Origin of the sequence: Cupriavidus basilensis, assembly GCF_000832305.1 — a bacterium.
In the GTDB taxonomy this organism is placed as follows: domain Bacteria; phylum Pseudomonadota; class Gammaproteobacteria; order Burkholderiales; family Burkholderiaceae; genus Cupriavidus; species Cupriavidus basilensis_F.
Window position 1 is genome coordinate 2,911,596 of the sequence record NZ_CP010537.1, and the last position, 13,243, is coordinate 2,924,838.

At 68.1% G+C, this 13,243-nt stretch carries 10 protein-coding genes; 4 read left to right on the forward strand and 6 right to left on the reverse strand.

Annotated features, from left to right (window positions below; genetic code table 11):
* Positions 1 to 188: 188 nt before the first annotated feature.
* The 5 genes from RR42_RS33410 to RR42_RS33430 all read right to left on the reverse strand — a co-directional run bounded on the left by RR42_RS33410 (position 189) and on the right by RR42_RS33430 (position 7,733).
* Positions 189 to 3,317, reverse strand: coding sequence for an efflux RND transporter permease subunit (locus tag RR42_RS33410; protein WP_043356285.1), 3,129 nt, complete (start codon positions 3,315 to 3,317; stop codon positions 189 to 191).
* A 6-nt stretch (positions 3,318 to 3,323) separates the two neighbouring features.
* The gene (locus RR42_RS33415) at positions 3,324 to 4,484 is read right to left on the reverse strand and encodes an efflux RND transporter periplasmic adaptor subunit (protein ID WP_043356288.1); all 1,161 of its coding nucleotides are present in this window, start codon (positions 4,482 to 4,484) and stop codon (positions 3,324 to 3,326) included.
* Positions 4,485 to 4,486: 2 nt separating this feature from the next.
* The gene (locus tag RR42_RS33420; protein WP_419188924.1) at positions 4,487 to 5,749 is read right to left on the reverse strand and encodes a TolC family protein; all 1,263 of its coding nucleotides are present in this window, start codon (positions 5,747 to 5,749) and stop codon (positions 4,487 to 4,489) included.
* Positions 5,750 to 5,951: 202 nt separating this feature from the next.
* Positions 5,952 to 6,431 carry a hypothetical protein gene (locus RR42_RS33425; RefSeq protein ID WP_043356289.1) on the reverse strand — a complete coding sequence of 160 codons (480 nt, stop codon included), beginning with the start codon at positions 6,429 to 6,431 and terminating at the stop codon, positions 5,952 to 5,954.
* A 411-nt stretch (positions 6,432 to 6,842) separates the two neighbouring features.
* Entirely contained in the window at positions 6,843 to 7,733 is an 891-nt protein-coding gene (locus RR42_RS33430; protein WP_043356290.1) for a LysR family transcriptional regulator, read from the reverse strand.
* 100 nt (positions 7,734 to 7,833) lie between these two features.
* On the opposite strand from RR42_RS33430, the gene RR42_RS33435 reads away from it, so the two are divergent.
* The gene (locus RR42_RS33435; RefSeq protein ID WP_043356293.1) at positions 7,834 to 9,810 is read left to right on the forward strand and encodes an alkyl/aryl-sulfatase; all 1,977 of its coding nucleotides are present in this window, start codon (positions 7,834 to 7,836) and stop codon (positions 9,808 to 9,810) included.
* Positions 9,811 to 9,844: 34 nt separating this feature from the next.
* On the opposite strand, the gene RR42_RS33440 is transcribed toward RR42_RS33435, so the two are convergent.
* Complete coding sequence (locus tag RR42_RS33440) at positions 9,845 to 10,774, reverse strand: LysR family transcriptional regulator (RefSeq protein WP_043356295.1); 930 nt, start codon at positions 10,772 to 10,774, stop codon at positions 9,845 to 9,847.
* Positions 10,775 to 10,905: 131 nt separating this feature from the next.
* Between RR42_RS33440 and RR42_RS33445 the strand changes: the two genes are divergently transcribed.
* The 3 genes from RR42_RS33445 to RR42_RS33455 are packed head-to-tail and all read left to right on the forward strand — an operon-like array spanning position 10,906 to position 13,204.
* Positions 10,906 to 11,607, forward strand: a complete 702-nt coding sequence (locus RR42_RS33445; RefSeq protein WP_052495144.1) for an HAD family hydrolase — start codon at positions 10,906 to 10,908, stop codon at positions 11,605 to 11,607.
* A 21-nt stretch (positions 11,608 to 11,628) separates the two neighbouring features.
* Positions 11,629 to 12,783 carry a DSD1 family PLP-dependent enzyme gene (locus tag RR42_RS33450; RefSeq protein WP_043356296.1) on the forward strand — a complete coding sequence of 385 codons (1,155 nt, stop codon included), beginning with the start codon at positions 11,629 to 11,631 and terminating at the stop codon, positions 12,781 to 12,783.
* Positions 12,773 to 13,204, forward strand: a complete 432-nt coding sequence (locus tag RR42_RS33455; RefSeq protein WP_052495145.1) for a RidA family protein — start codon at positions 12,773 to 12,775, stop codon at positions 13,202 to 13,204. The genes RR42_RS33450 and RR42_RS33455 overlap by 11 nt, the downstream gene beginning before the upstream one ends.
* The last annotated feature ends 39 nt before the right edge of the window (positions 13,205 to 13,243 follow it).

Consider the following 13,243-nt stretch of genomic DNA (forward strand, 5'->3'; position numbering starts at 1 on the left):
GACTTTCGTGTGGGTCGATGCATCGCTGGGCCAGATCCAGCGCTGCCGTAGCTCCCCTCTCCCGCATGGCGGGAGAGGGACATGATATCGAATCGATGAGGCCATGCGTTAGCGCGGCGGCTTGCCCCAAAGAAAAACGCCCCACCGGGACCGCGTGGGGCGTTGCCTGACTGTGCGATGTTTCTGCGTTACACCGGCACGTCCTTCATCGGGTCCGGCTTGCGGTTATCGAACCAGCGATACAACGTCGGCACCATCACCAGCGTCAGCAGGGTCGAGGTGATCAGCCCGCCGATCACCACCACCGCCAGCGGGCGCTGCACTTCGGAGCCCGGGCCGGTGGAGAACAGGAAAGGCACCAGCCCCAGCATGGCGATGGTGGCTGTCATCATCACCGGGCGGAATCGCTGGGTCGCGCCCTGGATCACGGCCTGGTCCAGCGACAAGCCGGAGTCGCGCAGCGTGCGGATGTACGACACCAGCACCACGCCGTTGAGCACGGCCATGCCCCACAGGGCGATAAAGCCCACCGAGGCCGGCACCGACAGGTACTCGCCGGTGACGAACAGGCCGATGATGCCGCCGATGGAGGCAAACGGCAGCACGGTGATGATCAGCGTGGCAAAGCGCACGGAGTTGAACAGCAGGAACAGCAGGAAGAAGATCGCGGCAATGGTCACCGGCACGATGATCTTCAGGTGGCCCATGGCGCGTTCCATGTTCTGGAACTGGCCGCCCCACTCCAGGTAGTAGCCTTCCGGCAGCTTGACCTTGGCTTGCGCGGCCTGCTGCAGCTCGGCGACGAAGCCGCCGAGGTCGCGGTCCTTTACGTTGATCATGACCACCACGCGGCGCTTGGCCATTTCGCGGCTGATTTGCGCGGGGCCGTCGGTGACCTCGATCCTGGCCACGCTTTGCAGCGGCACCTGGGCGCCGTTGGGCGTGGCCACCAGCAACTGGCGGATGGCCTGCACGTTGTCGCGGAACGCCTCGGGCAGGCGCACCGCCGCGGCAAAGCGGCGCTCGCCTTCGAAGATGTCCGTGGCGCGCTTGCCGCCGATGGCGATCTCGATGATGTCGTGGATGTCGGAGGCATTGAGCCCGTAACGCGCGATGGCCTGGCGATCGATCTCGATCGACAGGTATTGCTGCCCGGAGATCCGCTCGATGCGGATGTCCTGCGAGCCCGGGATGCCGCCGGCAACCCGCGCGATCTCGCCGGCGAGGTCGCGCAGCTTGTCGAGGTCGTCGCCGAACACCTTCACCGCCACGTCCGAGCGCACGCCGCTGACCATCTCGTCGACGCGGTCGGAAATCGGCTGTGCCATCACGATCTGCACACCGGGAATGGCCTTGAGCTTCTCGCGGATGGCGTTGGCGATATCGTCCTGGGTCCAGCCGTCGGGCCACTCGTCGCGGTCCTTCAGGCTGGCAATCGGCGTCGATTCGTTCTGGCCCTGCGGGTCGGCCGGGCTTTCGCCGCGGCCCACGCCGGACACCACCGACTTCACGCCGGGCACCGACAGCACCAGCTTGTTGGCTTCCATCTCGAGCTTGACCGACTCCTCCAGCGAGATGTTGGGCACGCGGTCCAGCGCCGGCACGATCGAGCCTTCCTTCATCTCGGGGATAAAGGAGGTGCCCAGCAGCGGCACGATGGCCACGGTGGCCATGAACGCCACCACCGCGCCAATCACGGTCTTGCGGCTATGGTTCAGCGCCCAGTGCAGCATGCGCAGGTAGTGGCGCTTCATGAAGGCGATCAGCCAGGTATCGTGCTCCGCGCCGCCCTTGAGCAGGTAGGACGACAACACCGGCGAGAGCGTGAGCGACAGGAACAGCGAGATCGCCAGCGCGATCGAGATGGTGAACGCCAGCGGCGCGAACATCTTGCCTTCCATGCCGGTCAGCGTCATCAGCGGCAGGAACACCAGGATGATGATGCCCACGCCGACGATCACGGGCGTGGCCACTTCCTGCACCGCCTTGACCAGGATCTCGGTCTTGCTCATGCCGCTCATGCCACTCTTGTCGCGGTGGCCAAGCCGCTCGAACGCGTTCTCCACCACCACCACCGAGCCGTCCACCATCAGGCCGATGGCGATGGCCAGCCCCCCCAGCGACATCAGGTTGGCCGACAAGCCCACCTGGTTCATCACCATGAAGGTCATCAGCGGTGTCAGCACCAGCGTGGCCAGCACGATGACGGACGAGCGCACATCCCCCAGGAACAGGAACAGCACGATCACCACCAGCACCACGCCTTCGAGCAGCACCTTGGTGACCGTCCACAGCGCGGAGTCCACCAGCTCGCTGCGGTCGTAGTACGGCACGATCTGCAGCTTGCCCGGCAGCATGCCGCGCTCGTTGATCTCGGCCACGCGGGCCTTGACGCGGCTCACCACTTCCTTGGCGTTGCCGCCGCGCATCATCATCACAATGCCGCCGACCGACTCGGTCTGGCCGTTCTTGACCAGCGCGCCCTGCCGTACTTCATGGCCGATGGTCACGTTGGCCACATCCCGCACATAGACCGGCGTGCCCGCGACCTCCTTGAGCACGATGCTGCCGATATCCTCCACGCCCCGGGCCAGGCCCACGCCGCGGATCAGGTACTGCTCGGCGTAGTGCGGCAGCACGCCACCGCCGGAGTTGGCGTTGTTGCGCGCGAGCGACTGGTAGACCTGCTGCAGCGTGACCTGGTAGTGCCGCATGCGGTCCGGGTTGACCAGCACCTGGTATTGCCGCACGAAGCCGCCCTGCGAGTTGATTTCCGCTACGCCCGGGATCGAGCGCAACAGCGGGCGCACCACCCAGTCCTGCGCGATGCGGCGCTCGGAGAGTTCCTCGGCCGTGAGCGCGCGGTTGCCGTCGTCGACGCGGTCCAGCGTGTACTGGTAGACCTCGCCCAGGCCGGTGGAGACCGGGCCGAGCACCGGCGTCACGCCCTCGGGCATGCGGCCGGCCACCTCGATCAGGCGCTCCATCACCAGTTGCCGCGCAAAGTAGACGTCCGTCGCATCGGTAAACACCAGCGTGATCAGCGACAGGCCCGCCTTGTTGAGCGAACGCATTTCTTCCAGGCCGGGCAGCCCGGTCATGGCCATTTCCACCGGCACGGTGACAAAGCGCTCCACTTCCTCCGGCGAGCGGCCGGTGGCTTCGGTGGCGATCTGCACCTGCACGTTGGTGACGTCGGGGAAGGCATCCACCGACAGTTTGGTTGCCGCGCGCAGGCCAAAGAAGAACAGCACCACCGCCAGCACGCAAACCACCAGCCGCTGCTTGATGGCGGCTTCCACAAGGGATTTCAGCATGATCGATTACCCCTGTTCCAGGCGCTTGCGCTCGTTATCGAGGTGGAAGGCGCCATCCACCACGATGCGCTCGCCCGCTTTCACCCCGCTTTGCACCACGCGCATGCCGTCGCTCTCGGCGCCCAGCTTGACCTTGACCTGGCGGTACAGGCCGCCGGGCTGCTCCACGTAGACCAGCTCGTCGTTGCCGTCGCGCACGATGGCGGACTCCGGGATCACCAGTTGCTCGGACGCAGCGCTGGCAATCAGCATGCTGGCCAGCATGGCCGGCTTCAGGCGCCCTTCGCGGTTATCCAGCTCGGTGCGGACCAGCACGGTGCGCGTTTGCGGATTCACGGTGCGGCCCACGTAGATGAGCTTGCCGGTGATCTGCTTCTGGCCCGCGCCGTTGCCAAGGGACGGCACCTCGATGTCCACGCTCTGGCCCTCGGCCACCAGCGCGGCCTGCTGCTCGGGCACTTCCGCCACCACCCACACACGCGACAGGTCGGCCACGGTGTAGAGCGCATCGGCCGGCTGCACCACCTGGCCTTGCGCGACGTTGCGCTCCACCACGGTGCCGCTGATGCTGGAGAACACCGGCGAGTAGGAATCGATGCTGCCGCTCTTGGCCAGTTGCGCCACCGCGGCGGCCGACATGCCAAGCACGCGCAGCTGGTCGCGATAGGCGCGCATCTCGGCCGAGGAAATGGCCAGCTCGCTCTCGCGGCGTTGCAGCTCGCCGCGGCCGATCACGTCGGCGGCGAACAACTGGCGCGCGCGCTCGGCGTTGCGGGCCTGCAGCTCGGTCTGCGCCTCGGCCTTGAGGAAGGCCATCTGGGCCGCGCCCAGCTCGCTGCTATGCAGGCGGGCGAGCACCTGGCCCGCCTTGACCTCCTGGCCCAGGATGCCGTAGAGATCCGTCACGCGGCCAGTCACGCTGGCGCCAATGCGCGCCACGCGCTGCTCGTCGAAATCGATGCGTCCGGACACGCGCAGCACTTCGCTGAACGGGCTGGCAGCCACCGCGGCCACCTTCAGGGTTTTTTGCAGCGCCTGTTCCGGCTTGACCACGCCGGGCGGCTGCCTGGGCGGCTCGGCGGCCGGTGCGGGTTCATCGGAGCAGCCAGCGAGGGAAAACAGCAGGGCTGCGGTTGCCGTCAGGGTAAGTAGAAAATGGGGGCGCATGCTTATTTGGTTTCCGTAGTTGCCGTGGGGGCCGAGGGTGCCGTGGGCGCCGCGGTCTGCCCGGGCACGCTGGACAGCAGCTTCTCGATCTGGATGGTGGCGGCCTGCAGCTCGAACTGCGCGGCAATCAGATCGCTGCGCGCGCCGCGCAGCACGCGCTGGGCATCGAGGTAGTCCAGGATGCCGCGCTCGCCGAAGCGATACGCCGACTCGGCCACCGCCAGCGCGGATTCGGCCTGGCGCACGATGCCGCCTTCCAGCGCGCTTACCTGCGACTGCGTGATCTCGTACTGGCGGTAAGCCGATTCCAGCTCCTGCGTGAGCTCGAACTCGCGGGCTTCCAGCGCCGTGCGGGCCTGGATCGCCTGCGCGGCCGCCTCGCCCACCGGGCCGCTGCGGCGGTCCCACAACGGGATGGTGAGGACCAGGCCAACCTGCGAGACCGTGTTGTCCGGCTGGCGCTCGGCGCTGGCGCGCACCGCCAGCTCGGGCAGGCGCAGCGAGCGCTGGTAGTCCACGGCCAGGCTGGCCCGGTCCGCTTCCAGGCGGCGCTGGGTCAGCTCGGCGTTGGCGCCGGTCAAGGTGTCGCGCAGCGTGGGCAGGGCCGGCAGCGCGGGGGGCTGGCTCAGGCTGCCGGACAGCGAATAAGCCGCGGGCATGGCGCCGCCCACTTGCTGGCGCAGCGCCGCCTTGGCCTGGTTGACGCGCAGCTGGGCGCTTTGCAGCGTCTTCTGCGCGCTCAGCAGCTCGGTCTCGGCCTTGATCAGCTCATAGCGCGGGGCTTCGCCCACCTCCACCCGCAGCCGGGCGCGGTCCTGGATCTGCCGCATCATGGCCAGGTCTTCCTTGGCGGCGGCCAGCTCCATCTCGCGACGTAGCACATCGAAGTACGACGTCTTGACCCGCGCCGCCAGGTCCGCGCGGAATGCCTGGCGGCCGGCTTCGGTGGCCTCCAGGCTGCGCCCGGCGATCTCGGCGCGCAGCTTGCGCTGCTGCGGATAGTCCAGCTTCTGGGTGATGGCCATGGTCGGCGCGGCGCCACCGGTCACACCGGAAGTGCGCGGCGACAGACGGCCGTACATCACCTCGACCTGCGGGTTGGGATAGGCGCGCGCGCTGGTCACGGCGGCGCTGGCGGCATCGACGCCAGCCTGCGCCGCCTCCACGCCTTTGTTGGTGGACTGCGAAAGGGACAGCAGTTGCGGCAAGGTGAACGTTTCCGCCGCGAGAGCCGGCAAGGCTCCGAGCGACAGCAACGCCACCATGGAAAACATGGTGATTTGTTTGATCTGTTTGATCTGCATGACGAATGGGGGCAGGCGAAACGGCTGCGCGCCCGCCGCCGGCGCACGCGAAAAGCGCGCGCCAACGGTCAGCCAGCGATCGCGGACGCGATCGGGCCAAGGCGCCCAGGCAATAGGAACGCAGCCCCGGCGCGCAAGCTGCGCGCCCGGGTTGCCAGGACTGTCAGATCAGGGAGATGGGGGGCTTGAAGAACGCCGCGGGCAATGGATCCGGGCGTGCGGGCAGCGGTTGCGCGATCTCGTTGGGGGGCAACGAAACACGCACGGTGGGCAGCGCGAAGAGCGCGCTGGATTCTTCGATCTCGTCGAGCATGTCGAGAGGGTCGAGCAAGTCGGCGGACCAGATCTCGCAGTAGCCGGGAGGATCGTCCTCCACCGCCGCTGCCGCCATCGCTTCACCCGCCAGGCCATCGTCGCCCGGCGCCACGACGCGCTCCAGGCCGGCACCGCCGTCCAGTTCGTCGAGGGTGCGGGAGAACGCCGCTTCGGCAATCAGGCGTTCGGCGCGAACGGGATCAGATGCAGACCCCGCTGGCCCCTCAGACCCCTCAGACCCCGATATACCGGCGTGCGTGTTCGCCGCTGCCCCGAAGGACAGCGCAGACAAGCACAAAACGGTGATCAGGAGCAGCAGGGATCGCATGAACCGGGATAGCGCGAATCGGGGTGGAGCGAATCGGGTTGGAGCAACAAGGGCCAAACCAGCGCGGACGGTGATAAATCAGCCACCCGCTGCCGATGGTGCACCACAGCATTGTAACGCGGATGTAAGTCATAGACCGCCAAAGGGCCGGTGCGTTCCGGCCGAGCCTGACAAAAGTTGCTTGCGCGCGGGCTGGGCTGCGACGGCGCCAAGGGGGACGGCGCCCTGGCCGGCTTCACCGGGCTGAAGCCCATCCGCATCCCGGCGGGGACTGCCGCAAGGGATGGCGGTGGCGGCTATGTGGGTTTCCCGTCTGGCTGCGCCTCGCAGCCGCCGGAAATGTTAAAAAAAATAATATTTACGCAAATAAAGCTGCGTTTAGTTGGCTTTCGATTGGCGCTGGCGCGCCCATCAAGCGGCGGCCAGCACGGCTGCCACCGCCCTTTGCGCCGCCGGCGACAGCGTGCGCTGCGCCAGGTGCACGACGACAAAGTCCATGGCCATGGAGACCGTGCTTGCCAGCGCCAGCGGCACCAGCGCGCCGCTCTCCAGCTCCGCCCTGAGCGCCCGCGCGGGCGCCAGCAGCAGCACATCGGATTGGCACGCCAGATGCTTGAGCGCATGAAGATCATTGCTCTGCACCTGAAACGGCAGGCTCTCGCCCGGCCGGCAGCCAAGCAGCCTGCGCAACTGCTCATGGCCATGATCCGGCAACGGCACGGACACCAGGGTAGCCTCGCGCAATTGCGCCGGCGTGACACGCTCGCCCGCAAGGGGATGGCCCGGGCGCGCAAACCAGCCCGATGGCTCGGGCCGCAGGCGCCGGACTTCCAGCTCTGCCGCCGCTGGCATGGTACGGCGCTCGGCAACCAGAAAATCCAGCGTCTCCGCGTGCAGGGCGGCGAGCAGCGCCGGGGCGCTGTTGACCTCGGCCTTCACCCGCAGCTTCGGCCAGTCCCGGTTGAGGGCGCACAGCACGCCGGGCAGCAGGATAGCGGCGGGAAACGGCCCCATCCCCATCTGCACGCTGCCGATCTCATGCTGCTGCACCAGCGCGAGATCGCGCGCCAGGCAACGCGTCTCGAACAGGATCCGCCGTGCCCGCTCCGCCACCATGCGCCCGGCCGCGGTCAGCGCCACGCCGCGCGGGCCGCGATCGAACAGCGGCATGCCGGCCTCGGCCTCCAGCGCCTGGATGCTGCGGGTCAGCGCGGGCTGGCTCAGGTGCACGCGGCGGGCGGCCCCCGCCAGCGAGCCCTCTTCGGCCACCGCGATCAGGTGCTCCAGCCGTTTCAGGTTCAAGACATGCGCTCCTTGCATCGCTGAGATAAAAAACTTGCAATTGAATTATAGGTGGCGGTGGACTCCAATAGACGTCCTCTTCGTGTCACCGAGCCTTGCCATGCCCCTTCGCCGTATCCTCCCCGCCATCCTGGCGCTTGTTGCCTTCCAGTGCGCCACCGCCCAGACGGCCAGCGCGCCTGCCTCGCCCGTCACCGTGCAAGCCAATGCGGCGTGGCTGCAGGCACTGCCCTTTGGCGACCGGCAGGATTTCGAGGATGCGCACCGCGGCCTGGTGGCCCGCTTCCCCGAAGGCACCATCCGCGGCGCGGACGGCCGCGTGGCATGGGACTTCAACGCCTACGCCTTCGAGCGCGCCGATGCCGCGCCGGCCACGGTAAACCCGAGCCTGTGGCGGCTCGCGCAGTTGAACAATGAAGCCGGCCTGTTCAAGGTCACCGACCGCCTCTATCAGGTGCGCGGGGCCGACCTGTCGAACATGAACATCATCGAAGGCGACACCGGCATCATCGTGATGGACCCGCTGATCACCGCCGAGACCGCGCGCGCGGCGCTGGCGCTGTACTATGCGCACCGGCCGCGCAAGCCGGTGGTCGCCGTGATTTACACGCACAGCCACGTCGACCATTTCGGCGGCGCCAAGGGCATCGTCGACGAAGCCGACGTGAAGGCCGGCAAGGTGGCGGTGATCGCGCCGGCGGGCTTCATGGAAGAGGCCATCAGCGAGAACGTGCTGGCGGGCAACGCCATGAGCCGGCGCGCGCAATACATGTACGGCACCACCCTGCCCCGCAACGCGACCGGGCAAGTCGACGCGGGCCTGGGCAAGGCCACCTCGCGCGGCACGGTCACGCTGCTGGCGCCCACCGATCTCATCGACAAGACCATCGACACCCGCCGCATCGATGGCATCGATATCGAGTTCCAGCTCACGCCCGGCACCGAGGCGCCGGCCGAGATGAACCTCTACTTCCCGCAGCTGCGCACGCTGTGCATCGCGGAGAACGCTGCCCGCACCCAGCACAACATCCTGACCATCCGCGGCGCGCAGGTGCGCGATGCCAAGGCCTGGTCGTTCTATATCGGCCAGGCGCTGGCCCGCTACGGCGAGCGCAGCGACATCCTGATCGCCCAGCACCACTGGCCCACCTGGGGCAAGGCGCGCATCAACGAGTTCCTGTCGGACCAGCGCGACATGTACGCCTACCTGAACGACCAGACGCTGCGCCTGATGAACCATGGCCTCACGCCCACGGACATTGCCGACACGCTGCGCAAGCTGCCTGAGCCGCTGGCCAGCAAATGGTATGCGCGCGACTACTACGGCTCGGTCAGCCACAACGTGCGCGCCGTGTACCAGCGCTACCTCGGGTTCTACGATGGCAACCCGGCCCACCTGAACCCATTGCCGCCGGTGCAGGGCGCGAAGAAGACGATCGAATGGATGGGCGGCGCGGACGCTGTCCTGGCCAAGGCGCGCGAAGCCTACGCCCGCGGCGAATACCGCTGGGTGGCGCAGATCGGCAACGAGCTGGTCTTTGCCGACCCGGCCAACACCGCGGCCCGCGCGCTACAGGCCGACGCGCTGGAGCAGCTTGGCTACCAGGCCGAAAACGCGACCTGGCGCAATGCCTACCTGACCGGCGCGCAGGAACTGCGCAACGGCATCAGGCGGGGCGCGCCCGGCGGCACGACGTCGCCCGACCTGGTGCGCGCGCTGACCGTGCCGCATTTCTTCGACTACCTGGCGGTGCGCCTGAATGCGGACAAGTCCGCCGGCAAGGCCATGACGCTGAACTGGAACTTCACCGACCTGCAGGAGCGCTACGCCATGACGCTGCGCAACAGCGCCCTGACCTACCTGGCCGACGCGCAAGCCGCGCAGGCCACGGCAACCATCACGCTGGACAAGGCCACGCTCGACCGCATCAGCCTGAAGCAACTGACGCTGCCGGACGCGATCCGCGATGGCAGCATCCGCATTGACGGCAGCCCGCAAGCGGTGGTGTCGCTGTTCGGCATGCTGGATACGTTTGACGGGTACTTCAGCATTGTGACGCCACAAGCCGCACCCTGAGGGGGGACGGGCGGCACGTCACCGGCGAGGGCTTTCAGCGCGGCGGGGGCGGCCCTGGCTTGCCCAGGGCCGCCTCGAAAAACTGCATCAGTGCCTGTACCCGCGCCGTGCGGCCCCGCCGCGTGGGCACCAGCAGGGTCACCGGCGCGCTGTCGAACTCCCAGCCGGCCAACACCCGGACCAGCGTGCCGCGCGCCACCGCATCCGCCGTATCCCACTCCGAGCGCAGCACCAGGCCAAGCCCCTGTTCCGCCCACTGGCGCGCCACGCTGCCGTCGTTGGTCGTAAAGGCCGGGACAACGCGCAGCGTCTCGCGGGCCGATGGCCGCCGCGCGGTGCCGGAACCCGCCCGGCGAAAACGCCACAGCGTCACGTCCTCGTCGTTCTCGCGAATGCAGATGCACGCGTGCCCCAGCAAGTCGCGCGGCTCTTGCGGCGTGCCGTGGGCGCGCAGGTAAGCCGGGCTTGCGCACAGCCAGCGTGCATTGGGGGCGAGCGTGCGGGCAATCCAGGATGAGTCCCGCACGGCGCCGATATGCACCACCGCGTCCGAGTCATGCTTGTCCGGCCAGGGCACCTCGCGCAGATCCAGCTGCAGGCGCAAACCGGGGTGGCACTGCGCAAAGCGCGCGAGCACCGGCGCCACGTGGTGCCGGCCATAGCCGAAGGGGGCGGCGACGCGCAGCGTGCCCGTCAGGCGGCTGTCTTCCCGGCGGAACGACTCGGGCAGCGCCTCGAGCTGCGCCAGCAGCGCCGCGCCTTCCTGCGCAAAGCGCTCGCCCTCGGGCGTGAGGCTCAGGCGCCGGGCGGTGCGGGTGGCGAGCGCCAGGCCCAGCGTGGCCTCCAGCTTGCGCAGGCGCATGGACAGCGCTGGCGGCGTCACATTGAGCGCGCGGGCGGCTGCGCTCAGGGACGGGGCCTGCGCCAGCGCCTCGACCAGCCGCAGGTCTTCGATCTGGATCATTCACTTCAGCTTAACGATTGATGTTCCGGTATTTAACCACGGACCACGTACTACTTCCTACACTGAGGGCCAGTTGTTCCACAGCCCTGCGGCCCGCCGCTCTGCTGTCCCGCCCACGCAAAAAGGAATGTATGGAAATCATCGACCAATCGCCCGCCCCTGCCTGGCCCCGCGCCGTGCTGTTCGACCTGCTCACCGCGCTGCTGGATTCCTGGACCGTATGGAACGCCGCCGCCGGCTCGCAGGCGCAAGGCCGGGCCTGGCGCGCGGAGTACCTGAAGCGCACTTACGGCTGCGGCGCCTACGTTCCCTACGAGCAACTGGTGCGCGAGGCGGCCAGCCACGTGGGCCTGCCCGCCAGCGCGCCGCAGGCGCTCGACGCAGGCTGGGACAAGCTCCCCGCGTGGGACGGTGCACGGGAGCTGCTGCGAGCCCTGCGCCCGCATTGCCGCCTGGCGGTGGTCACGAACTGCTCCGAGCGGCTGGGGCGGCGCGCCGCGGACTTGCTGGAGATCGACTGGGATGTCGTGGTCACCTCCGAGCAAGCGGGCTTCTACAAGCCGGATCCGCGCCCCTACCAGCTCGCGCTGGAGCAACTGGGCGTGCAGGCAACGGATGCCGCGTTTGTCGCGGGCTCGGGCTACGACATGTTCGGCACCTCGGCCGTGGGGCTGCGCACCTACTGGCATAACCGGGTCGGCCTGGCGCTGCCCGCCGGCGCGCCAGTGCCCGATGCGGAGTCCGCCACGCTGGAGCCCGCGCTGCCCTGGCTGCGGTCCTTTCATGCGGCTACCCCAACCCGGCTGCAGGCCAACGTCCAGTTGCTGGACTGACCGATCACGCTCAAGAACGCTATGAACACTGCCAACCACACACTCGCGAGCCTGGAAACACCGGCAGCGGTGATCGACCTGCCCCGCATGCAACACAACATCCAGCGCATGCAGGCGCGCATGGACGCGCTTGGCGTGCGGTTCCGCCCACATGCCAAGACCAGCAAATGCTCGGCGGTCGTGCAAGCCCAGATCGATGCGGGCGCGCGCGGCATCACCGTTTCCACCCTGAAGGAAGCCGCGCATTTCTTTGCCGATGGCATCACGGACATTCTCTACGGCGTCGGCATGGTCTCGACCAAACTGCCCCAGGCCCTGGCGCTGCGCCGCCAGGGCTGCGACCTGAAGATCGTCACCGATAGCGTGACGTCCGCCGAGGCCATCGTCGCGTTCGGCGCCGCGCATGGCGAGTCGTTCGAGGTCTGGATCGAGATCGACACCGATGGCCACCGCTCTGGCATCCGCCCGGACGAAGCCGCGCTGATCGACGTGGCCCGCGTGCTGCATGAAGGCGGCGCCCGCCTGGGCGGCGTGATGACGCACGCCGGCTCCAGCTACGACCTGGATACGCCTGAAGCCCTGGCGGCGATGGCGGAGCAGGAGCGGGCCGGCTGCGTCATGGCGGCCGAGCGGCTGCGCGCGGCCGGGTTGCCATGCGCGGTGGTCAGCGTCGGCTCGACCCCCACGGCGCTATCCGCAACGCGCCTGGAAGGCGTCACCGAGGTGCGCGCGGGCGTCTACGTGTTCTTCGACCTGGTGATGCGCAACGTTGGCGTGTGCGCAACGCAGGACGTGGCGCTGAGCGTGCTGACCACCGTGATCGGGCACCAGGCGGACAAGGGCTGGGCCATCGTCGATGCCGGCTGGATGGCCATGAGCCGCGACCGTGGTACGCAAAAGCAGAAGTGCGATTTCGGCTACGGGCAGGTCTGCGGCATCGACGGCACCGTGCTCCCGGGCTATGTGCTCAGCGGGGCCAATCAGGAACATGGCATCGTGTCGCGCGAAGGCGGGGAAAGCGCGCCCGAGCCGGACATCGCGGCGCGCTTGCCGATTGGCACGGTGCTGCGCATCTTGCCCAACCACGCCTGTGCGACTGGCGCGCAGTTCCCCGAATATCACGCGCTTGCGCAAGACGGCACGCTCGCTGCCTGGAGCCGGTTCCATGGATGGTGATCAGGCGAGCGCCACGGTCAAGGTGGTCAAAACGGTCAAGACGGTCAACCCCGCCGGGCTATCCGCGCCGGGCGGGCACTACAGCCATGCCACCGTGGCCAATGGCTTCGTGTTCGTATCCGGGCAGTTGCCCATCACGCCCGCCGGCGAAAAGCTCGTCGGCGCGCCCTTCGAAGATCAGGCGCGCCAGGTGCTGGCCAACGTGGAAGCGGCGCTGATCGCAGCCGGCAGCGGCATCGGCGGCCTGGCGCAGGTGCGGGTCTATGTGGACGCCATTGAACACTGGCCGGCATTCAATACCATCTACGCGGCGTGGGCAGGCAGCGCGTGCCCGGCACGCGCCGTGGTGCCGACCGGCGCGCTGCACTTTGGCCTGAACGTGGAGGTGGAAGCGGTGGCGGTGCTCCTGCCCGCTGCGTAGCGGCCAAGCGGCTAAACGGCTGAGCGGCTACGCAGCCAG